This is a genomic window from Nocardia sp. CDC160 (assembly GCF_035818795.1).
Taxonomy (GTDB): Bacteria; Actinomycetota; Actinomycetes; order Mycobacteriales; family Mycobacteriaceae; genus Nocardia.
The window spans coordinates 594,890-617,285 of the sequence record NZ_JAYKYT010000004.1 but is presented as its reverse complement, the minus strand read 5'-3'; the positions used below and the strand labels follow the sequence as shown (position 1 = coordinate 617,285).

The following is a 22,396-nucleotide window of genomic DNA, read 5'->3' as shown; positions in this document are numbered from 1 at the left end:
GATGAGCGATATCAAGCATCGCATCGGCAGTTTCGCCGAGGTACCGCTGACCGACGGGGAGACCAAGCCCGCCGAGGTCAGCGCCGCGCAGGTCGAGGAGTTCGTCGCCGAGGCCGCGGCCGCGAATCACTATGCGCCCGAACAGCTCACCTGGTCGACGCCCGAGGGCATCGACGTGCCGCCGGTGTTCACCAAGGCCGACCGGGACGCCATCGTCGCCGAGGGCTACCCCCTCGACAGCGTGCCGGGTGTGGCCCCGTTCGTGCGCGGCCCGTACCCGACCATGTACGTGAACCAGCCGTGGACGATTCGACAGTACGCGGGCTTCTCCACCGCCGCAGACTCGAACGCCTTCTACCGCCGGAATCTGCAGGCGGGCCAGAAGGGCCTGTCGGTCGCCTTCGACCTGGCCACCCACCGCGGCTACGACTCGGATCACCCGCGCGTGACCGGTGACGTCGGCATGGCCGGTGTCGCCATCGACTCCATCCTGGACATGCGGGAGCTGTTCGATCACATTCCGCTGGACCAGGTTTCGGTGTCGATGACCATGAACGGCGCGGTGCTGCCGATCCTGGCCTTGTACGTCGTCGCCGCCGAGGAACAGGGCGTCAAGCCCGAACAGCTGGCCGGAACCATTCAGAACGACATTCTGAAGGAGTTCATGGTCCGCAACACCTACATCTACCCGCCCAAGCCCTCGATGCGGATCATCTCCGACATCTTCGCCTACACGTCGGCGAAGATGCCGAAGTTCAACTCGATCTCCATCTCCGGCTACCACATTCAGGAGGCCGGAGCCACGGCCGACCTGGAACTGGCCTACACCCTCGCCGACGGCGTGGAGTACATCAAGGCCGGTCTCGCCGCGGGGATGGAGGTCGACAAGTTCGCGCCGCGGCTGTCGTTCTTCTGGGCGATCGGCATGAACTTCTTCATGGAGGTCGCGAAACTCCGTGCGGGACGCCTGCTCTGGAACGAGCTGGTCGCCAAGTTCGAGCCCAAGAACTCCAAGTCCCTTGCGCTGCGCACACATTCGCAGACCTCGGGTTGGTCGCTGACCGCGCAGGACGTGTTCAACAATGTCGCGCGCACCTGCGTCGAGGCCATGGCCGCCACCCAGGGCCACACCCAGTCGCTGCACACCAACGCCCTCGACGAGGCCCTGGCCCTGCCGACCGACTTCTCCGCCCGCATCGCCCGCAACACTCAGCTGCTGATCCAGCAGGAGTCCAACACCACCCGTCCGGCCGACCCGTGGGGCGGCTCGTACTACGTGGAATGGCTGACCCACCAGCTGGCCGAGCGGGCCCGCGCCCACATCGCCGAGATCGAGGCGCACGGCGGAATGGCGCAGGCGATTTCGGAGGGCATCCCGAAGCTGCGCATCGAAGAGGCCGCGGCCCGCACCCAGGCGCGCATCGACACCGGGCAGCAGCCGGTGATCGGCGTGAACAAGTACCTGGTCGAGGAAGACACCCCGATCGAGGTGCTCAAGGTCGAGAACTCACGCGTGCGTGCCGAGCAGAACGCCAAGCTGCAAAAGCTGCGGGCGGAACGCGATTCGGCCGAGGTCGAGAAGGCGCTGGCCGAATTGACCCGTGCCGCAGCCTCGTCCGAAGGCGGCATGGAGAACAACCTTCTGGCCCTGGCCATCAACGCGGCCCGCGCCAAGGCCACCGTCGGTGAGATCTCCGACGCACTGGAAAAGGTCTACGGCCGCCACCAGGCCGAAATCCGTACGCTCTCCGGCGTTTACCGCGAGGAGGCTGGCAAGGTGACCAATATCAGTAGGGCGATCGAGCTGGTCGAGGCGTTCGCCGAGGCCGAGGGCCGTCGTCCCCGCATCCTCATCGCGAAGATGGGCCAAGACGGCCACGACCGCGGCCAGAAGGTGATCGCCACCGCGTTCGCCGACCTCGGCATGGATGTCGATGTGGGCCCGCTGTTCCAGACCCCCGAAGAGGTGGCGCAGCAGGCGGCCGACAACGACGTGCACGTCGTCGGCGTCTCGTCGCTGGCCGCAGGCCACCTCACGCTGGTGCCCGCCCTGCGGCAGGCACTGGCCGATGTCGGACGCCCCGACATCATGGTCACCGTCGGCGGCGTCATCCCGCCCGGTGACTACGACGAGCTGTACGCGGCCGGTGCCGCGGGCATCTTCGGCCCCGGCACCATCATCGCCGACGCCGCGATCGACCTGATCCAGAAGCTGGCCGCACAGCTGGGCCACGAGATCGGCACCGGCGCGGGCGAATGAGCGACGCCGCACGCGGAACCGAGGGTGGAGACCTCCACCCTCGGCTCGGCACCACCGCCGGGGTCGGCACCGCCCGCCCCGGCGCCCAGCCCGCCGTCGCGGGCGCCCGCCGAGTCATCGACGTGGATCAACTGGCCGCACAGGTGGCGGCGGGGGAGCGGGCCGGACTGGCCCGCGCCATCACCCTCGTCGAATCCACCCGCGCGGACCACCGGGACCTGGCCCAACAGCTGCTGCTGAAGCTGACACCCGAATCGGGGAAGGTGCTGTCGAATCGCGTTGGCATCACCGGTGTTCCAGGTGTCGGCAAGTCGACCTTCATCGACGCGCTCGGCATGTATCTCATCGGCCAGGGCCACCGAGTGGCGGTGCTCGCGGTCGACCCGTCCTCCACCAGGACCGGCGGCTCGATCCTCGGCGACAAGACCCGCATGGCCCGGCTGTCGGTGGAGCGGGATGCGTTCATTCGCCCCTCGCCGACCGCGGGAACCCTCGGCGGCGTGGCGAAAGCGACCCGGGAGACCATCGTCCTGCTGGAGGCGGCGGGCTACGACGTGATCCTCGTGGAGACCGTCGGCGTCGGCCAATCCGAGGTCACCGTCGCCAATATGGTCGACGTCTTCTGCTTCCTCACCCTGGCCCGCACCGGTGACCAGCTCCAGGGCATCAAGAAGGGTGTCCTGGAACTCGCCGACCTGGTCGCCGTGAACAAAGCGGACGGTCGGCACGAGCTGGAGGCCAAAGCGGCGGCGCGGGAACTCCAGGGCGCGATGCGCCTCATCCACCCGCGCGAATCGCTCTGGCGGCCACCCGTTCTCACCATGTCCGGCCTGAACGGCACCGGCCTCGACACATTCTGGGACACGGTCCTGACCCACCGCCGAGTCCTCACCGAGGCGGGCGAATTCGCCGAGAAACGCCGCCGCCAACAGGTCGACTGGACCTGGACCATGGTCCACGACAACCTGCTCCGCCGCCTCACCGACAACCCCGCGGTCAAGGGCATGCGCGCCCAAATCGAAAAACAGGTCCGCGACGGCTCCCTGACCCCCGCCCTGGCCGCCGAAGAAATCCTCCGAGCCTTCGACGAACGGCACTGAGCCCCATGGACATCCGAATCCGCCCAGGAACCGACGCCGACGCGAAAGCGGTCGCCGCCCTACACACCGCCAGCTGGCGCACCGCCTACGCGGGCATCATGCCCGAGGACTACCTCCACGGCCCCCTCGAACACGACCACCAGGTCGTCTGGCTCACCCGCCTCACCGTGGGCCTGGCCGAAGGCAACCTCTTCGTCGCCGAATCCGCCGGTGACGTGGTCGGTTTCATCTACCTGACCCCCACCCCAGACGGCCGAATCCTCATCGACAACCTCCACGTCGACCCAACCCTCAAACGCGGCGGCATCGGCAGCCGCCTCCTCCACTACGGATTTGACTGGGCCGCCACCGAATACCCCGGCCGCTCGGTCTACCTAGAAGTCCTACAAGCCAACAAACCCGCCATAGCCTTCTACGAACGCCACGGCGGCCGCCCAAGCGCCCCCCGAATCGCCCACTTCACCCAGGGCTTCGAACTTCCGGAACTAGAAATCACCTGGTAGCAGGGCAAGAAAGAAGAAAAGACAAAAAGAAGAAAAGACAAAAGACGCCAGGAGGAGGGAGAGAGGGTGGCCGAGCTTGCGAGGCCCCCTCACCTACCAGCGCCCTCCCGCAAGAACCGCACCTACCAGCCCCCTCACCTATAGCGCCTCACTCACGTCCCAGCCTGCTCACCGAAAGACAAAGACAAAGGACGCCTGGAGGGGGAGAGAGGGTGGCCGAGCTTGCGAGGCCCTCTCGCCTTCCAGCCCCAGTTGCGGCTCGGCCGCGTAGCGGCCCCAGTGTGGGCAGGGGATGGGGTGGGTTGTCTGGAGAAGGTGATGCGTGCAGTCCGTGGGCTGGGACGTGAGGTGGCGGCTCCCGACTTGGCGTCAGCCCAAGTGCGGTAGGGCAGGCGAGGTGACCACGCTTCCTCGTTGCTTTGCGCACGCCAGCGCGACATGAGCAGCCGGGGTGCAAGCAGCCCAAAGGGCCCCACCTTGGGTGAGGCTCGGGCTGGAGTTAGGGGCGGGACCACCATCGGACCGGTGGGCGTGGGCGCGCGCGGGTGCGGGTCTTGGCCAGGGAGGCGGCGAGGAGTTCTCCGGCGTGGTGGCGGTCGTTCACCCGTGGGGTGCCGGTTGGGTCGAGATGGTGTGGGGCGATCCAGCCGATGCGTCCGGCGTGTTCGGAGTCCGGGGGCATGACCACCGTCTTCCACTGCTTCGGCCCGTCGCCGACCAGTGCGTGGCAGGAATCGCATGCAAGGGTGAGATTTTCGATGTCGGTGAGGCCGCCCTTGGACCATTCGGTCACGTGGTGGACGGCGGTCAGGGTGGCGGGGGCGTTGCAGCCGGGGCGGGTGCAGCCGCGTTCGGCGGCGATCAACGCCATGCGCTGGTGAGAGCTGGCCATCCGCTTGGTGTCACCCAGATGCAGGGGGCGGCCGTGGTGGTCGAAGATCGCCAGGAACGGATGCGACTTCTCCGCCAACTGCAACGCTTCCTCGATAGGCACGGTGCCTCCGGAGGCGGTGGTCGCCACTCCGGCGGCGGCCTCGACCTCGGCCAGGCTCATGGTGATGATGGTGGAGACGGGCAACCCGCGATGCGACCCCGGGGTGGGGGCCAGCTCGGGGCGCAGGAATGCCAGCAGTGCGTCGTGGTTGCGCTGCGCGGTAGAACGGTTGTCGCGCCGCGCGGCTTCCTTCAAGGCGTCGGTGTCGAGTCCGTCGGTGTGCCAAGGGCTTTGGGGGTCGTCGGCGTTGCACATGCCGGGCCGTCCCAGGCTGGCGAAGATCGGATCCAACACCGCGCGCAGTTGCGGGGTGAGTTCGGCTGTCAGGGTGGACATGCCGTCGACGCCCTGCTTGCCGAGGGTCAACCCTCGGCGGGCTTGGCGGTCGGTTTCGTCGGTGAGGGTGCCGTCGGGGTCGAGGTAGGCCAAGATCCGATCGCCGACCTTGGGCAGGTCATCCGGTGTCGACCGAGTCGCGAAGTGCGCCAACTGGTATTCGGCTTCGTCGCGCAGGGCGGGGTCGACCTTGGTCGGGATGCGGCGCATGATCTTGCCGATGGCGCGGGCGTGGTCGGGCGAGATCATGCCCTGTTCCTGCACGGCGGCCGTCCACGCCAGCCACGGCTCGACCAGCTGCCCACCTTCCTGGCGCACCCCCAACAACTGGGCGGCATTGACGCGTGCGCGCGCGTCGCCATTGCTCAAATGCAGCAGGGCCTGCAGGTAGGTGGCGGTGTGGTTTTTGTATCCAGCCTTCTCCGGCAGGGCCCGCGCAATGACTTGGTCGATGAACCGGTGTTCGACCGCGGCCATGCGCCGCTTGCTGGTCTCGTAATCGCGCATCACCGCAATGAATTCGTCATCGCCGATCGCGTCCAGCGAATCCCCGAGCAGGGTATCGGTCGCGCCCGACATCATGGCGACCGCTTGCGCGATCGTGATGTCTTCGGAAACCGCTCCACCCCTGGTCATGCCACTATTCTACCGCAATTCGAACGCCATTTCGATCGAATTATAAAGTGATACAAGGATTTTCAATTACACCCCCAGTGCCGCCGCGAATAGTGGCCAAGAATCATGCAAATCATCTTGCCAATATGGCCAGGCGTGAGTCCCATTGCGATAAGCAACCTGTGCTGGAATCCCCAATGAATTCAACCGCCCGACAAGCGAATCCGTACATTCCCTAACTACCGACTCCATAACCCCACCAACCGCCATCCGATCCGCCAACCTCCCCACATCCCCAGCGATCGAGGGATCGAAGAGCCCTTCATGCACTCCCGGACTCCCGTTCCCCGCGGAAACATAGAGCGCCACGCCCCGCAGCCGCTCCGCATTGAGCACCGGATCGTGCGCGGCCCAGGCCGGATTGTCGTCCGCGCCCCACATATTGGTGGCATTCGCGCCGAACGTTCCCAGCTCGGAGCGGACGTAGGTGCGGGCAAGCGCGTCGCTCGTCCGTGGGCAGCCGCTGTAGGAGCCGACCGCTTGGTACATGCCCGGTGCGTCGAGCGCGAGATCCAACGCGGACGTGGCCGACATCGACGCACCCGCCACGGCATTGCGTCCCGTCATCTGGAAGCGCGATTCCAACAGCGCCGGAAGTTCGTGAATCAGGAAGGTGGACCACATGTTCCGGCCCAGGGTGGGATCGTCGGCGATCCAATCGGTGTAGAAGCTGGCTCGGCCGCCGACCGGTGTGATCACATTGACCGGTTTGTCCGCGAAGAACTGTGCGACGTCCGTACGGTTGGACCACGGGCCGCCACTCTCGCCGCCGTCCACCGCATTGAGCAGGTAGAGGGCCGGGGCGGGGAAGTCGGGGTGGGAAACCCACACGGGGATGGCCCGGTTCATGGCCGGGGAGTAGACGGTCACCTCGTACAGGCGGCCGCCCAGCGGACGCACATCGAGAATGGCGGCACCGTCGCCCGGGGCCGACAAAGCGGTGCCGACGGTAACGGGCATTAGTGCAGCAAATGCAGCGATCAGGGCAACGAGGGAACGCGACAGCCGATGCATGAATCGAGTATCTCGCCGCTAACGCGCTTTTTCCGTCATCACCGCGCGTGTTCATCGGCGGAATGTGCCCGCAGTGCGGTGATCTCACCCGCCTCTGACTCGGATACTCGCATCCTTTCAGCTATCGACCGGCGGAGGTTGCGGGGGAGGTCGGGGGCAAGCTGAGTGAAATAGGCGTAGAGCCAGTCCGAGCGGGACGCCAGGAACGGGAAGTCGGTGCTCATCATCGCTCGCAGCACCAGCATCGGGAGCGGGGCGTCGAGGGGATGGAAGTCGCGGTCCCACAAGCCGGGTACCGCGCAGCCGGGATAGAACTGGCCGAGCATCATGCCCTGGGACACCACTTCGGTCTTGCGACGCTGATGGACGGCATCGATCAGGTCGTAGCGGGTGAGCCCGGGGAACGCCGTGACGAGCGTCAAACCGCGAGCATCGGCCGGATTCGCCTGCCGCAGCGCACGATACAGCTCGAACGCGTCCTCGATGATGAGGTTCATGCGCTCGAGGGGCAGCTCGTCACCGCCATCGACGAGCCCGGCCCAGAACAGGTGCCGTCCCACACTGCTCCGCACGAACGGGCAAACCGGCCCCGGACGGCCGAGGTCGGGATGCGGGCGCATGAGGTGGTCGGTCACCCACCGGGTGAGGATTCCGGCCGCGACACCCTGGCGATCCCACTGCTCCGGGTCCTCGTAGACGTTGAACCAGCGCACGTCCGTGCGGGATCCGGCCCTCACGCGCGGCCCTCGAGGTGGGCGGCCAGGATCGGCCCGATGATCGCGACGACATCGGCATTGGTGAGCTGGGCGTGGGTGGCGGCGACCGGGTGCTCGGTCAGAGTTCCGGTGACGTAGGGACGCCAGATGCTGGAGTCGATGGACTCGGTCATGCCGCGGGTCGCGGAGAAGTAGAGCAGGTCGCCGTCGAAGACGGCCGGTCGGTATCGAGCCGACAGTTGGACGCCGTCGACGTAGCCGCGATGCAGGCGGGTCAGCTGCTCGGCGGTCAAGCCGGAACCGAAAGATGCTCCGGAGGTGGCCAATTCGGCGGCCGCCTGCTCGGCGGTCACTTCGGGGAGCTCGTCGCCGTCCTCGGGCTCGTCACCGAGCAGGTGCGTGAGCAGGTCACGCATGCGCGGCACAGGTGGGGGCGGCATGTCGTCGGGGAAGACGATGCTGTCGAGCATGGCCAGGGTGGCGACTTCCGCACCCCGGGCGCGCAATCGGACGGCGATGGCGTGCGCGATCTGCCCACCCAGCGACCAGCCGAGCAGGTGGTACGGCCCCTCCGGCTGGACCCGCACGATCTCCTCGACATAGCCACCGGCGAGCTCATCGATGGAGGCGGCGGGCTGCGGATCGCCACTCGAATTCAGGGCTTGGAGGCCGAATACCGGCCTGTCGCGGACATATTGGGCCAGGCCCGCGTAGCACCAGGCCAGCGGGACGGCCGAATGCACACAGAACAGGGGAGCGCCGGAGCCATTGCGGCGCAGGGTGAGTACCGGGCCCAGGGCATCATCAGAGGCGGTGGTGCCGTCGTAGGCGGCCATCCGTTCGGCGAGCTCGAGGACGGTGGGGGCGGTGTAGAGCCAGCGCACCGTGACCGGCAGGTCGGTCGCCGCCGACAGTTCGGCCGAAACCGCCACGCCCAGCAGCGAGTTGCCGCCGAGTTCGAAGAAATCGTCGTCGAGCCCGACGCGCTCGGTCTCGGTGGCCGAGGCGAAATGGTCGGCGACCAATCGCTGCAACTCGGTTTCGGGAGCACGGTACTCGCGGTGGGCGATCGGCGGCGGAGGCAGTGCGGCACGGTCGACCTTGCCGTGCGCGGTGACCGGGAGACGGTCCAGTTCCACCAGTTGCGCGGGCACGAGGGCGGCGGGCAGCAGGGTGCGCAGGCGGCGAATCAACGCCTTGGTGTCCAAGCGAACATCTTGTGCGGCAACGACGTAGCCGATCAGTCGTGCCCCGGTCGGTGCGTCGTCCACGGTCACCACCGCCTGCGAAATCTCCGGCAGGGTCATGAGCGCCGCCGCGACCTCACCCGCCTCGACCCGCCGCCCGCGCACCGCCAGCTGATCGTCCGCGCGGCCCAGGAACACCAGGCTGCCATCCACTTCGGTGCTGACGAGATCGCCCGTCCGATACAGCCTTTCGCCGACCCCGAACGGATCGGCAAGGAATCGCTCGGCGGTCGCACCAGGCCGCCGCAAATACCCCTGCGCCACACCCGGACCGCCCAAGTAGAGCTCGCCGTGGCCGCCGGGCGGAACCGGGCGCAGCTGGGAGTCGAGGACAAGCGCCCGCACACCGGGCAGTGCCGGGCCGATGGTGACCGATCGTTCCGGGCTCAATGCCGCCGATTGCGTTGCCATGATGGTGGTTTCGGTCGGTCCGTAGCCATTGAAGAGACTCACGGCGGGTGCCCACCGCCGAACCAGCTCGGCGGGGCAGGCCTCACCGCCGACCACGACGGTCCGCAGTGTCGGCACATCCGAGGGATTCAGCGTCGCCAGCACCGCCGGGGTGGTCAGGAAATGGGTGATGCGCGCGGCATTGAGCAATCGCATCAGCTCGATCCCGGCGACCACACCCGTGGGCTCGACGATCAGCCGTGCCCCCGCCGCGAAAGCGGCGAGCAACTCCAGCAGGTGCGCGTCGAACGACGGCGCGTGGGCATGCAGCACATGCGAATTCGCATCTACCGCATAGTGGTCGACGATGTAGTCGGTGAGCGATCCGAGCCCCCGATGATCGACCACAACCCCCTTGGGCGTTCCGGTGGTCCCGGAGGTATAGATCAGATACGCCGGATGCTCCGCGTGCAGCGGCCGGGTCCGATCACCGTCGCTCAGGGGTGAACCGGACCGCTGTGCGACGCGCGCACCGAGTTCCGGGTCATCGAGTTCCAGCCAGATCGGTTCCTCCGGCAGATCGGCGTGCACCGAGGACACGGTGATACCCACCCGCGCACCCGAATCCGCCGCGACCGTCTGCAAACGCCGTGCCGGATCGGTGGGATCGATCGGCACGAAGGCCGCCCCGGTCTTCGCGACCGCCCAGACCGCCAGCACCGATTCGGCCGAGCGCGGCACGGCAACGAGCACGAATTCGCCAGGGCCGACACCGTATTCGATCAAAGCGCGAGCCCAGCGCGAGGACAGCTCGTCGAATTCGCGGTACGTCCAGGTGCGCGTGCCGTCCTGGAGTGCGACCGCCTCCGAACCGGGGCAGCTGACGAGGGCCGACCGCAGCAGGTCCGGCAGTAGCCGATACGTGCGATCCGGCGCGGCAACCGGCGTGGCCCCCGGCAGTTCGATGCCCGGCACCGGCTGCCCCAGGTCCGCCAGGAACCGCTCGAGGTACTCCAGAAACCGCCCGTGATGCCAAGCCAGCGTCTCCCGGCTGTACAGCTCCGGATTCGCCTGCATATCAAGCGTGATCGTCCGCTCGTCGGGCCCCAGCTGATACCCGTTGACCAGCAGATCCTCCACCGGCCCCAGCGACAACAACCGCACCTCGGCGCTCAACGGCCCGACCCGCGGCTGCTCGACGAACCGCAGCATGTTCACCACCGGCCCGAAACTGCCCCGCACCGTATGGTTTTCCCCGCGGTCGCGCAGCATGTCCTCGTATCGATACCGCTGATGCCGCAGCGCCCCGACCACCTTGGCCCGCACCTGCTCGATAACATCGCTGCCGGTCGCGGTACGAATCCCGGTCAGCCGCAACGGCACCACATTCGATACCGTCCCGGCCGAGCGCCGCAGGGCCGCCGTCGGCCGCGCGGGTACGGGCAGCGACAGCACGATCTCGTCGGAGCCGGTCATCCCGGCCAGATAGCAGGCGAAGGCCGCGATGGTGAGCTCGGGAAACGCGATTCCCGCGTCCTGACGCAACTCTCGCAGCCGGGTCGCGGTCGCCTCCGGCACCTCCGCGGCCACCCGATGCGGCCGGGGAGCCGGGGCGGCGGAGGACGAGACCAGGCGCGCGGGCTCACCCATTCCGGCCAGTTCCGCCGACCAGTACTCACGGTCGGTGCGAGCCCGCGCGGAGGTGAGATATTCGCGCTCGTCGTCGAGGATCTCGGCGACCGTCAAGAAGGACGGTTCGCTTTTGACTATCGGATCGGATTCGAGTGTGGCACTGTACAACTCGGTTGTCCGACGCAGCAGCGCGGCCGCGCCCAATCCGTCCAGGACGATGTGGTGACTGCGCAGGTACAGCAGATGCCGCTGCGGCCCGAGCCGGAACACCCTGGCCACGGTCGGCGGATCCGCGAGCAGATCCAGGGGCGAGCCGTAGTCCCGCTCCATCCATTCCTGCGCGGCCGCCAGCGGATCCGGCCGATCGGTCAGATCCACGAAGGGCGCGGGCTCGAACGCATCCGGGTCCGCGTACTGCCGCGGGTACCCCTCGACCAGTCGGAACCGCAGCAGCGGCGATTCCAGCTCCCGAGCCGCCCGCGCCCCGCACTCCTGAAGCAACTCCCGCTCCAGGGCCCCGGTCAGGTCCATGTACATGGCCACGGTGTTCGGCACCGCCGGGAACAGCTGTTGGGCCACCCACCAGCGCAATTGGGCCGCCGACAACGGCAGGTCAGTGCAGAGCGCCGTCCCGCCCGCACCACCGTCGGCCCGCGCCACCCTGCCTCCTCGCCTCCCGAAACGCCTACCAGGACTCGTTCGGTGGCAAACCTACGGCATCAACCACACCGACGGCCCGTAAGCAGGGCCGTCGGGCGTGGTTCGGACGCCGGGACGCGGAAGCGGCTGAACCGATTGGTTTTCAGATCATGGTGCGCTGCAGGCCCTCGGGTTCGACGCCCATGATGGTCAATGCCGCTGAGTGATACAGCGATCCGGGCACGTGAATCGCGTGCTGCAATCCCACGTGCGCGTCCCGCCAGAACCGCTGCATGACATTCTGCCGCCGCACCGCATTGCCGCCCGATCGCGCGAAGATCTCGTCCACCGCCGACACGGCCCGCCAGGCGCAGCGAACTTGATTGCGGCGCACCAGGGAACGATCGGCGAAGGTGATCTCCTCGCCCGCCTCGGCCTTGTCGTAGAGGCGGCTGACGCCGTCGATCAACTGGGTGCGCGACGCCGCGATATCGGCGGCGGCCTCCGAAATGGCCGACAACACGTACGGGTCGTCCTTGATCCGGACGCCCATGGCGGTGACTCGATCGCGCTGGTAATCGAGATGCGCGGCGAGTGCCCCCTCGGCGATCCCGATCACCGCCGCGGTGATCCCGAGCGGGAACATGGCCCAGAACGGCAGCTTATAGACGGTGTCGGTGCGCCCGGCCCGCTCGGCGGCGATCTCGCCCTCGGCGACCGCGTCGAATTCGATGGTCCGATACGAGGGGATGAACGCCCCGTCGACGATGATGTCTTTGCTGCCTGTGCCCTGCAGCCCGATCACATCCCACGAGTCGTCCACGATCGTGTAGTCCCTGCGTGGCAGCACTACGTGCATCACCTTCGGCGGCATGAGCGGATTGCCCTCGGCGTCACCGGTCAACGCGCCCAGGAAGATCCAGTCGCAATGGTCGGTGCCCGAGGAGAACTGCCACCGCCCGCGCAGGGTGAACCCGCCGTCGACGGGTGTCGCGACACCCTGTGCCGCGTACGGCGAGGCGATCCAGGTGTCCGGATTCTCGCCCCACACCTCGTTTTGCAACCGCCGGTCCATGAGGGCCATCTCCCACGGGTGCACCCCGCCCACGCCGCACACCCACCCGGTCGAACCGCAGTGCTGGGACACGGCCATGACCGCCTCGGCGAAGTCGCGCGGATGCGCGGCGTACCCGCCGAAATCGGTGGGCTGCAGCAGTCGCATGACCCCGGCCTGCCGGACCAGCTTCACGCTCTCGTCGGAGAGCTTGCCCAGCCGCTCGGTCTCGTCGGCGGTCGCCGCCAGCTGCCCCGACAGCTTCTCGACCCGGCTCACTACCTCGTGCGTCATCGCCACTCCTGACTCCGCTATTGGAACGGGTTCTAGTGGAAGGTAGCGCCAATTCGACCGTTGGCGAGGGGGATTCCCGCTGATCGGTACCGGTCCTTGTCCCGGTCGTCGCGGGGTGTGACGGACGAGACGGCCAGATACATTGTGCACAATCTAATTGTTGGCTACTTTGTTGGACATGGCAGAAGAGCAGGCGCTGGAGAACCAGCTGTGCTTCGCGCTCTACGCGGCATCGCGAGCGATGACGGCCATGTATCGACCCAAGCTCGACTCGCTCGGCATCACCTATCCGCAGTACCTGGTCCTGCTCGCGCTCTGGCAGCGCGACGGCCGAACCGTGGGCGATCTGTGCGCGGCGTTGGAATTGGACTCCGGCACCCTCTCGCCCTTGCTGAAACGGCTCGAATCGGCCGGTTTCGTCGAGCGGCGTCGTTCGACGGCCGACGAGCGCCGGGTCGAGATCACCCTGACCGACCGCGGCCGCGAATTGCGCTCGGCCGCATGCCATATCCCCGGGCAGTCCGAGGAGATCACCGGCATGTCCCTGGACGAACTGTCCGACCTCCGTACCACCCTGCGCCGACTCACCGAGGCGCTGACCAGCCACACCCGACAGAAGGAGAACGACCGATGAGCGTGCTCTACACCGCAGAGGCCCTGGCGACCGGTGACGGCCGCAACGGGCACGTCCGCACCGATGACGGCAAGGTCGACTTCGACCTGTCGATCCCGAAGGAGATGGGCGGCAACGGCATCGGCACCAATCCCGAACAGCTCTTCGCCGCCGGATACGCGGCCTGCTTCCACTCCGCGCTGCGCACCGTCGCGCGTGCCACCAAGGAGAATGTCGACGATTCGGCCGTCGGCGCGAAGGTCGGCATCGGCCCCAACGAGACCGGCGGCTTCGGCCTGACCGTCACCCTCGAGGTGTCGCTGCCGCATCTGCCGCTCGACGAGGCGCGGGTGCTGGCGGACAAGGCGCACCAGGTGTGCCCGTACTCCAATGCCACCCGCGGGAACATCGACGTCGACGTCATCGTGGTCGAGGACTGAGGAGGATGAGCATGCGCGCGGTAGTCATCGAACAGTTCGGCGAGCCCAAGGATGTGCTGACGGCCGGTGAGCGGCCCGTGCCCGAGCCCGGCCCGGGCGAGGTGCGCATCGCCACCACGCTGGCCCCGATCCACAATCACGACCTGGCCATTATTCGCGGCATCTACGGCTATCGGCCGGAACTGCCCGCCGTGCCGGGCACCGAGGCCGTCGGCCGCGTCGATGCCCTCGGCGAGGGTGTCACGGGCCTGGAAGTCGGTCAGCGCGTGACGGTTTCGGGTGTGCAGGGCGCGTGGGCGGAATACTTCGTGGCCAAGGCGGGCGGCGTGGTGCCGGTGCCGGACTCGGTATCCGACGCGACCGCCAGCCAGCTGCTGGCCATGCCCTTGAGCGCGCTGATGCTGCTCGAGGATCTGAATGTCGAAGCCGGGCAGTGGATTGCGATCAATGCCGCCAATGGCGCGGTCGGTCGTCTGCTGAACCTGCTCGCGCGGGCTCGCGGGGTGAAGGTGCTGAACCTCGTGCGCAGCGCCGCGTCCGCGAAGTCCTTGCAGGAGTTGGGTTTCGAACCGGTGCTCGACACCGAGTCCGACGGCTGGCAGGAGCGCGCGGCGGAACTAACCGGCGGTGAACCCATCGTTCGCGGCGTCGACCAGGTCAGCGGCAAGGCGGCCAATGATCTGCTCTCTTTGCTCGGCCCGCGCGGTGAACTCATCACCTTCGGCGCGCTCTCGGGCCAGCCGATGGTGCTCAACCCGGGCCCGCTGATCTTCAAACAGGCCGTGGTCAAGGGCTTCTGGGGTTCCAAGCGCGCCGAGGAGATCGGCGGCGACGAGCGCCGCCGCCTCATCACCGAGCTCGTCACCCTGGCCGCCCAGGGCGTCCTGGACCTGCCCGTCGAGGGCACCTACCCGCTCGAGGAAGCGGCCGAGGCCGCCGCCGCGAGCGAGCGCCCCGGCCGCAACGCCAAGATCGCCCTCAGCGCCGAACGCTAACCGCCGCGCTAACCGGCAATCAACACGGCAATCAAGGTAATCGCCCCCGGCAGCGCCTGGACGAACAGAATCCGACGATTGGCGGTCGCCGCGCCATAGAGCCCGGCCACCACCACGCAGGCCGCGAAGAAGATCTTCGCGGCCTGCCCCGTCGGATCCGACGCGATCAACCCCCAGATCAGCCCCGCCGCCAAAAACCCGTTGTACAACCCCTGATTCGCGGCCAACGCCTTGGTCTCCTCGGCGAACTGCGCCGTGGTCCCGAACGCCGCCCGCCCCCGCGGCGTGGTCCACAAGAACATCTCCAACACCAAGATGTACACATGCAACGCGGCTAGCAATCCAACCAGGATCTCCGCGACCAACCGCATGACCGACCCGCCTTTCGTGAGGGTTCGCGCCGAATTCGGTCCATCGTGACAGACCTCGCGCGCGCCGACCCGGATCCCGCAGCCCGCGAGGGAGTGTCGTGGGCGCTACCCGAGGCCGAACAGCTCGGCGGCGTTGTCGTGGCAGACCTGGCGCAGCCAGTCGTCGCCGAGATCCAGGCGTTCCAGGGCGAACAGGGCGTGGCCGTACGGGTAGGGGATGTTCGGGAAGTCGCTGCCGAAGAGGATGCGGTCGGCCAGGGCCCGGAGGCGGGGGAGTTCGGTTTTGGGGAAGGCGGCGGCGTCGAAGAAGTCGGTGAAGTTCATGGTGGTGTCCAGGAGGACGCCGTCGTAGGACTCGGCCAGGTCCAGGAAGTCGCTGTATTCGGGGGCGCCCATGTGGGCGATGATGGGGCGTAGTCGGGGGAAGCGGTGCAGCAGTTGGGACATCGGCCCCGGGCCGGTGAATTCGCCTGGGGCGGGTCCGGATCCGCAGTGCATGACCACCGGGATGGCGGCGTCCTGGATCATGGACCAGACCTCGTCCAGGAGTGGGTCGGCCGGGTGGTAGTGGCCTACCTGGATGTGCAGCTTGAAGATTCGGGTGCCGCCCTCGATGGCGGCGCGCACATACTCGGCCGCGCCGGGTTCGGGGTAGAAGGTCGAGGTGTGCAGGCAATCCGGGGTGCGGGAGGCGAAATCGGCCGACCACTCGTTGAGCCAGGCCGCCATGTCCGGTTTGTGCGGGTAGACCATCGAGGTGAACGCGCGAACCCCGAAGCCGCGCAGGGTCTTCAGCCGCACCTGCTCTTCGTCGCGGTAGGTGATCGGCCACTCGCGGCGGCCGATCAGCGGCCCGGCCGCATCGAAATAGCCCCACACCTTGCGCAGCACCTGTTCGGGCATGAAATGGGTGTGGACGTCGATGATTCCGGGCAGCCCGAGTCGGGTCCGGAAACCGGTGACGTAATCCAGATCGTGCCCGTCGGTCACGCGCGCGGATCCTGGTCGGCGAACACCGTCCGCGCGTAATCGCCGACCCGAGTGATGAGCCGGTCGAAGAACGCCTCCGGATCGGTCGCGACCACGATGTCCGCGTTGGGTTCCCGACCCCACATGCCCGCCCAGTCGGCGACCGTGGTGGCGCGGGTAATGGTCCCGGCCAGCTCCACATCCACGGTCGCGGGCTTGGTGACGGCCAGGCTCGGATCCAGCGCGACGGCCGCCGCGAACGGATCGTGCATGTGCGCCAGATAGCCCTGGTCGTAGAGCTTGTGGAAGTCGAAGTAGAACCGGACCGCATCGGTCAGATACCGGACCAGCGGATTGCTCGCCGCCGACCGCTGTTCGGGCGGGTCGTTCTCGGTGACGAGCTCCACCGGTGTGCTCCCGGCTCGTTCGGCCAACAGCGCCAGGTGTTTCGGCCGCATCTCGATGGTCTCGGTGATGTCGAGCGCGCACACGATGGGCCGCCGATCCGCCGGTGCCGCGGAGAAGGCGTCGAAGACCTCCTTGGCCGCCTCCGGATCGACGTGCACATTCCACTCGTTGGTGGGGGTGGTGTTGCCGGGATGGTTGAACGCGCCGCCCATGATCACCAGCCGCCGCAACAGTTGCGGCAGTTGCGGTTCCATTCGCAGCGCCAGCGCGAGATTGGTGAGCGGGCCGGTGCACAGGCCCACGATCTCGCCGGGATGCTCGCGCACCAGGTCCACCCACAGCTGCGCCGCCGACCGATCGGACAGGGTCCGGGTGGTCGGCGGCAGCTCCGCGTAGCCCACGCCCTGCGGACCGTGGGTGTCCTCGGTGGTCCGCAGCGGCACCGCGAGCGGGGTCAGCGCCCCCTGGGCCACTTCCAGCTCCGGGGCTCGCACCAGGTCGAGCAGGGCGAGATTGTTCGCGGCCACCTGCGGCGCGGGCACATTGCCCGCGCTCGAGGCGATTCCGACGATCTCGGCCTCGGGGGAGGCGAGTAGGTAGAGCAGGCCCAGGGAATCATCGATGCCGGTGTCGTTGTCCATGAGGATCTTCTGCCGCACGGTGTCGAGGGTAGCGGGCACGCTGCTGGCGGCGTTGACAGCACCGGATTCTCAGTACGTCGGCAGGACGTAGTCGGAGGTGGCGGGGGCGAAGAGCTTCTTGGTGAGCGGCAGCATCGCCTTGGAGGTCATGAGCCGCCAGTTCATCCGCGCCATCGCCGCCCCGAACCGCGTGGTCGGCAGCATCATCTTGATCCCGCCGCCCGGCAGCTCCTTGGCCTTGTCCAGGAACGGCGTGATCAGCTCCTGGTAGCGGGCCTGCGCGCGACCCAGATCGCCGGGGGTGGCGGCGATTTCACCCGCGAGCAGGTATGCGCCGACCATCGCCATGGCGGTGCCCATCCCGGTCAGCGGCGACCCGCAGTATCCGGCGTCGCCGAGCAGGGTGACCCGGCCCGAGGACAGTTCCGGCACATCGATCCGCGCCAGCTGATCGAAGTAGAAGTCCGGCGTGGTGGCCATGGCCTCGAGAATGGTCGAGGCCTTCCAGCCCGCCCCCGTGAGCATTTCGCGAATCCGGGCCTGCTGCGCGGCCGGATCCCGGCGCAGCGCCGGGTCGTAGTCCTGGCGCAGGGTGATGATCGCCTTCGAGGTGGCCGGGTCGCGGTCGGGGCGAATCGCGAAGGAGGCGCTGGGAATCGAGCATCCGGTCAGCCAGCCCTCCTCGGCGTCGTCGGGGGTGGGCATGGTGAAGAAGGCCATGTAGCCGCCGAGGTGGGCGGCGAACTGCTCCTCGGGGCCGAAGACCATGCGCCGGGTGGCCGAGTGCACGCCGTCCGCGGCCACGACCAGATCGAAGCGTTCGGTGCCGCCGGAGGCGAAGCTGACATCGACTCCGGTGGCGTCCTGAGCGATGTGCTCGACCCAGTCGCCGTAGCGGTAGTCCAGCGGCCCGCCGACCTCCGTGATCCGGTCGAGCAGCACCTGGTTGAGGTCGCCGCGCGAGATCTCGATCTCGGCCGCGGGTCCCTCGCCGTCGAAGGTGGCCACGTCGACGCGGGCGTAGGTCCTGCCGCTCTCGTCGACGAACGCCCAGCCGCGCTCGTCGACCTGCAGCTTGCGGATGCCGGGCATGAGACCCAGGCGCTCGGCGACCTCGCGGCTGGCGGTGCGCAGGTCGACGGCCTGGCCGCCCGGTCGGGGAGCGGTGGCCCGTTCGACGACGGTGGTGGCGATTCCGGCCTGAAGCAGTTGCAGGGCAAGGGTATTGCCCGCGATGCCGCCGCCGACGACGAGGATGCGGGGGGTGGGGTTGCCGGTCATGTCGATCTCCAAGGTGTGGCGTGTACGTCCGTCTAAGACATATGTCTAACAGACGCTGACACGCTTGTCTAGAACAAATGTCTAAGACGCTGGTAGGGTGGGGTTATGGGAAATCGAGAAGACCTCCTGGAAGGCGCTCGCCAAGCGGTCCTGGCTCGCGGGCTGGCCAAGGTGACCGCCCGCGATATCGCCACCGCCGCCGGGGTGAGCCTGGCCGCCATCGGCTATCACTTCGGGTCCAAGGATCAGTTGGTCACCGAGGCCATCACCATCGGTATCGGCACCCGGATCGGTGACGACATGGAGGCGGCCATCCGCGAGGCGGGGGAGGGCACGTCCCTGTGGGAGTCGCTGGCCGGTATCTGGAACGGTTTCGTCGAGGTCGCGCAGCGCAATCGCGATGGCTTGCTGCTGAGCACCGAGAACGGCATTCAGATCGCCCGTGATCCGGAACGCCAGGCCTTCATGGTGCAGGCGAGCGCGGTGGCGCACCGCGATATCGCCACCAGCCTGCGCGCGGCGCACCCGGAATTGAGCGAGGAACAGGCGTCGGCGGTGGCCCAGCTGTTGTTCCTGCTCTTTCAGGGACTGGCTATACAGAAGCTGGTCGCCCCCGATGCCGAACTGCTGGACGGTGATTCCCTGCGCACCGCCGTCGAGGCGATGCGCGGCAAGTAGTCGCCACCTAGCCCGGCGGCACATGCCGCAGTCGGGTCATGGCGATGACCGCCAGCAGCAGCGCGGCCCCGGCGGCAATGGCCGCGGTCAAATGCATGCCGGTGAGAAACGCGTGCTTGGCCGCGAGGGCCACCGCATTGCCCACCTTGTCCGGCAGGGTCCGCGCGACTTCCATTGCCGCGCCGAGAGTGTCGCGCGCCGCGTTCGCGTCGTTGCCCTCCAGCCCGTAGGGCAGCGTGGCATTGAGCTGGCTGCGGTAGATCGCGATGCTGATGCTGCCGAGGATCGAGATCCCCAGCGCGCCACCGAATTCGGCCCCCGTCTCGGAGAGCCCCGAGGCCGCCCCGGCCTGCTCCGGGGGCGCGGTGCCCACGATGAGTTCGGTGGTGATCCCGAAAACCGGTGCGAGACCGAAGGACACCAGCAGCGAGGCCGCGATGGTGAGTTCTACACCTCCGGTCGCCGTGATCCGGGTGAGCAGCAGCAGGCCCGCCGCCGCCATGGCCATGCCGATGCCGATCATGTACGCGGGTCGGACGAATTTCATGATGCGCGGGCCCACCTGGGAGCCGATCATGAATCCGAGCCCGGCGGGGATGGTGGCGATTCCGGCGCGCAGCGGCGACATGCCCAGCACCAGTTGGAAATACTGCCCCACGAACAGCGCGTACCCGAAGGCCACGAAGATCGCGACCATATTGATGGTGAGCGCGGTCCGGAAGCTGCCCAGCCGGAACAACCGCAGATCCAGCATGGGCTCGTCGGTATTGAGCTGGCGCTTGACGAAGACCGCGCCGATCGCGATACCCACCATCAGGGCCGACATGGCGGCCGGTCCGGGCCCGTCCTGAGCCGCCTTCTTCATGCCGAAGACCACCAGCAGCACCGCGCAGGTGCACAGCGCCGCGCTGATCAGATCCAGTCGCCCCGCGTCCGGATCGCGGTATTCGGGCAGCACTTTCGGGGCGAGCACGATCAGCAGCAGCATGACCGGCACGGCCAGCAGGAAAACCGAACCCCACCAGAAGTGTTCGAGCATGATGCCGCCCGCCAGCGGGCCGATCGAGCCGCCGACCGAGTAGGCGCCGACCCACACCCCGACCGCGACCGATCGCTGATTCGCGTTACGAAACATGGTGAAGATCAACGAGAGTGTCGAGGGCGCGAGGGTGGCCCCGGCCACGCCCAGCAGTGCGCGGCAGCCGATCAGCACGGGGGCCGAGGGCGCGAAGGCCGCGATCACCGAGACCGCGGCGAAGGCGGCGGCCCCGACCATCAAGAGTCGTCGGCGTCCGATGCGGTCACCGATGGTCCCCATGGTCAGCAGCAGACCCGCCACCAGAAACCCGTAAACGTCGATGATCCAGAGCAATTGGGAGCTGGTGGGGCGCAGGATCTCGCTGATCTGGGGTACCGCCAGGTGCAGGACGGTGAGGTCCATCGAATACACCAGGCAGGCCAGCGCCAGCACCGCCAAACCGGCCCATTCCCTTCTCCCTACCGCCGTACCGGCGCCATCGGCAGCGGTGAGCAAGGGAGTAGGTGTGTCCACGGTGACGTCCTCCATCCACATGTCGACATAGGGGTCGACAATATAGGTGTCGGTTTCAGGGTCTCATTTATTAACGTCACGCGGGGGACAAGTACGGCGTGTCGAAAGGCTTCAATTGCAAGGGAATTCGCCTAATTCGCGAATGCAATTGCGGGTGTACGTGCATCAGGTTGTATACATACGGTCGAGCTATGAACCGTACGGTCGGTCTTTCCACTCGGTTGTGTCCATTCCGTAATCCCGAGCGGGCCAAGGGTAGTCCGGATACTCGGTCAGTGCGGGCCCCGCGGTGGTCACCGCGCCATGCCTGACGCCATACCGGGGATCGGGATCCGCCGCGGGATCGTGTTCTGGGGTTCGACCCGACGCCGCGAGCAGCCAGGATGCCGTACGGGCCAGGGCGACTCGGACATCGCGGCCGCGTCCGTCGGCTCGCCGGGCGCGCAGCGCGTCGAGCACGCCCGCGGCGAGCAGGTAGCCGCTGGCATGGTCGAGCGCCTGCGCGGGCAGCGCGCCAACAGATGGTTCGCCAGGCGAATTACCTTGTGTGCCTTCGATGAGCGAAATTCCCGAAGCTGCTTGCACGATGCTGTCGAAACCGCGCCGATCGCCCCAAGGACCCGTTTCGCCCCACGCCGAAACTCGGCCGTAGACAATTCCCGGCCGCATTTCCCCGGGCCGCACGCCGAGCCGTTCCAATCTGCCCGGTCGGTAACCAGAGATGATTATGTCCGCATTGCTGATCAATTCGCGAAAAACGGGAAGCTCGGTACGCAAATCGGCTACAGTGCTCCGCTTCCCCTGGCAGGTGTCCAGGAACTGCCATCCGATCTCGGGCAGGAACGGCGGGTCGATGCGCAGCACATCGGCTCCGAGCAGGGCCAATGCCCGCGTCGCCACGGGTCCGGCGATCACCCGCGTCAGATCCAGCACGCGCAGACCGCGCAACGGCAGCAGCCGTGTTGCCGCCGTGGGGGATTCGACTGCGCCCCGATCCGCGCGCGGTTCGAGGGCGACGAGGGGACCCGACGCCGCCGCCTTGCCCTGCGGGCTGTCGGCCCACTCCCGCTCCGAACGGACCCGCACCGCGAGGGCCCCGTGCTCGGCCGCGCGCTGTTCGATATCGGTGGCGCTCAATGTCGCGACGCGGCGGACGAAATCCGCCCGGCTCGCGGTGGCGGGCAGCGCGAGGGCCATCAGCAGGCGGTCGCGGTGGTGCGAATAGTTGGCGTGCGTGCGCACCCATGCGTCCGCAGCGCGAAAGAATCCGGACAACTCTGCGAAGATATGCGGCCGCTCACCGTCGATTCGGAACAGGCGCTCGCTGGAAAACGCGGCGGCGACGCGGCCCGGATCGATGACGCTGTGCAGCGGTTCGAGCCCGATCGTCTCGCGCCAGCGGTCGGCGGCGGTGGCGAAGGCCGCGACCGCCCCGCCCGCCAAGGCCCAAACCGGCAGTGTCGCAGCCAGATTCGTGCCCGGATCGACCGGCGGCAACGGTGTCCCGTCGACCCCGACACCGGCTTCGTACGCGCGGACCAGCTCGTCATAGGTAGCCACCGTCCGACTGTATCGCCGGGACCGGGCGGCACCG

Annotated in this window: 18 protein-coding genes; 7 read left to right on the top strand and 11 right to left on the bottom strand. The window is 67.6% G+C overall.

Annotated features, from left to right (window positions below; genetic code table 11):
• Position 1 precedes the first annotated feature (1 nt).
• The 3 genes from scpA to VMT40_RS24375 are packed head-to-tail and all read left to right on the top strand — an operon-like array spanning position 2 to position 3,863.
• Positions 2 to 2,260, top strand: coding sequence for a methylmalonyl-CoA mutase (gene scpA / locus VMT40_RS24385; RefSeq protein WP_326361032.1), 2,259 nt, complete (start codon positions 2 to 4; stop codon positions 2,258 to 2,260).
• Positions 2,257 to 3,360: a methylmalonyl Co-A mutase-associated GTPase MeaB gene (gene meaB, locus VMT40_RS24380; protein ID WP_326361031.1), complete on the top strand. Its 1,104-nt coding sequence runs from the start codon at positions 2,257 to 2,259 to the stop codon at positions 3,358 to 3,360. The genes scpA and meaB overlap by 4 nt, the downstream gene beginning before the upstream one ends.
• 5 nt (positions 3,361 to 3,365) lie before the next feature.
• Positions 3,366 to 3,863, top strand: coding sequence for a GNAT family N-acetyltransferase (locus tag VMT40_RS24375; protein WP_326361029.1), 498 nt, complete (start codon positions 3,366 to 3,368; stop codon positions 3,861 to 3,863).
• A 499-nt stretch (positions 3,864 to 4,362) separates the two neighbouring features.
• On the opposite strand, the gene VMT40_RS24370 is transcribed toward VMT40_RS24375, so the two are convergent.
• The 5 genes from VMT40_RS24370 to VMT40_RS24350 form a co-directional block, all read right to left on the bottom strand.
• Positions 4,363 to 5,829, bottom strand: coding sequence for an HNH endonuclease signature motif containing protein (locus VMT40_RS24370; protein ID WP_326361028.1), 1,467 nt, complete (start codon positions 5,827 to 5,829; stop codon positions 4,363 to 4,365).
• Between the two features lie 66 nt (positions 5,830 to 5,895).
• Positions 5,896 to 6,828, bottom strand: a complete 933-nt coding sequence (locus VMT40_RS24365; protein WP_326361027.1) for an alpha/beta hydrolase — start codon at positions 6,826 to 6,828, stop codon at positions 5,896 to 5,898.
• 92 nt (positions 6,829 to 6,920) lie between these two features.
• On the bottom strand, positions 6,921 to 7,619 hold the full coding sequence (locus tag VMT40_RS24360; RefSeq protein WP_326361026.1) for a DUF6875 domain-containing protein: 699 nt from the start codon (positions 7,617 to 7,619) through the stop codon (positions 6,921 to 6,923).
• Complete coding sequence (locus VMT40_RS24355) at positions 7,616 to 11,527, bottom strand: amino acid adenylation domain-containing protein (protein ID WP_326361025.1); 3,912 nt, start codon at positions 11,525 to 11,527, stop codon at positions 7,616 to 7,618. Before VMT40_RS24355 ends, VMT40_RS24360 begins: the two co-directional genes overlap by 4 nt.
• A gap of 142 nt (positions 11,528 to 11,669) precedes the next feature.
• Positions 11,670 to 12,854 carry an acyl-CoA dehydrogenase family protein gene (locus VMT40_RS24350; protein WP_326361024.1) on the bottom strand — a complete coding sequence of 395 codons (1,185 nt, stop codon included), beginning with the start codon at positions 12,852 to 12,854 and terminating at the stop codon, positions 11,670 to 11,672.
• Positions 12,855 to 13,032: 178 nt separating this feature from the next.
• Between VMT40_RS24350 and VMT40_RS24345 the strand changes: the two genes are divergently transcribed.
• From VMT40_RS24345 to VMT40_RS24335, 3 genes are read left to right on the top strand one after another with little or no spacing between them, the layout of a single operon-like run.
• Positions 13,033 to 13,488 (top strand): MarR family winged helix-turn-helix transcriptional regulator, encoded by a 456-nt coding sequence (locus tag VMT40_RS24345; protein WP_326361023.1) that lies wholly within the window; start codon positions 13,033 to 13,035, stop codon positions 13,486 to 13,488.
• Positions 13,485 to 13,907, top strand: coding sequence for an organic hydroperoxide resistance protein (locus VMT40_RS24340; protein ID WP_326361022.1), 423 nt, complete (start codon positions 13,485 to 13,487; stop codon positions 13,905 to 13,907). Before VMT40_RS24345 ends, VMT40_RS24340 begins: the two co-directional genes overlap by 4 nt.
• Positions 13,908 to 13,918: 11 nt before the next feature.
• Positions 13,919 to 14,902, top strand: coding sequence for a zinc-binding dehydrogenase (locus VMT40_RS24335; RefSeq protein ID WP_326361020.1), 984 nt, complete (start codon positions 13,919 to 13,921; stop codon positions 14,900 to 14,902).
• A gap of 8 nt (positions 14,903 to 14,910) precedes the next feature.
• Here VMT40_RS24335 and VMT40_RS24330 read toward each other — a convergent pair whose 3' ends face one another.
• The 4 genes from VMT40_RS24330 to VMT40_RS24315 form a co-directional block, all read right to left on the bottom strand.
• Complete coding sequence (locus tag VMT40_RS24330) at positions 14,911 to 15,273, bottom strand: DUF1304 domain-containing protein (protein ID WP_326361019.1); 363 nt, start codon at positions 15,271 to 15,273, stop codon at positions 14,911 to 14,913.
• 105 nt (positions 15,274 to 15,378) lie between these two features.
• Positions 15,379 to 16,263 carry an amidohydrolase family protein gene (locus VMT40_RS24325; protein WP_326361017.1) on the bottom strand — a complete coding sequence of 295 codons (885 nt, stop codon included), beginning with the start codon at positions 16,261 to 16,263 and terminating at the stop codon, positions 15,379 to 15,381.
• On the bottom strand, positions 16,260 to 17,291 hold the full coding sequence (locus VMT40_RS24320) for a nucleoside hydrolase (RefSeq protein ID WP_326361740.1): 1,032 nt from the start codon (positions 17,289 to 17,291) through the stop codon (positions 16,260 to 16,262). Before VMT40_RS24320 ends, VMT40_RS24325 begins: the two co-directional genes overlap by 4 nt.
• Before the next feature lie 69 nt (positions 17,292 to 17,360).
• Entirely contained in the window at positions 17,361 to 18,572 is a 1,212-nt protein-coding gene (locus tag VMT40_RS24315) for an FAD-dependent monooxygenase (protein WP_326361016.1), read from the bottom strand.
• A gap of 105 nt (positions 18,573 to 18,677) precedes the next feature.
• Between VMT40_RS24315 and VMT40_RS24310 the strand changes: the two genes are divergently transcribed.
• The gene (locus VMT40_RS24310) at positions 18,678 to 19,250 is read left to right on the top strand and encodes a TetR/AcrR family transcriptional regulator (protein ID WP_326361014.1); all 573 of its coding nucleotides are present in this window, start codon (positions 18,678 to 18,680) and stop codon (positions 19,248 to 19,250) included.
• Positions 19,251 to 19,257: 7 nt separating this feature from the next.
• Here the strand turns inward: VMT40_RS24310 and VMT40_RS24305 are convergent, their stop codons facing one another.
• Together VMT40_RS24305 and VMT40_RS24300 are read right to left on the bottom strand one after the other, a co-directional pair.
• Positions 19,258 to 20,802 carry an MFS transporter gene (locus VMT40_RS24305; protein WP_326361013.1) on the bottom strand — a complete coding sequence of 515 codons (1,545 nt, stop codon included), beginning with the start codon at positions 20,800 to 20,802 and terminating at the stop codon, positions 19,258 to 19,260.
• 189 nt (positions 20,803 to 20,991) lie between these two features.
• Positions 20,992 to 22,362 carry a CoA transferase gene (locus VMT40_RS24300; RefSeq protein ID WP_326361012.1) on the bottom strand — a complete coding sequence of 457 codons (1,371 nt, stop codon included), beginning with the start codon at positions 22,360 to 22,362 and terminating at the stop codon, positions 20,992 to 20,994.
• Positions 22,363 to 22,396: the final 34 nt, after the last annotated feature.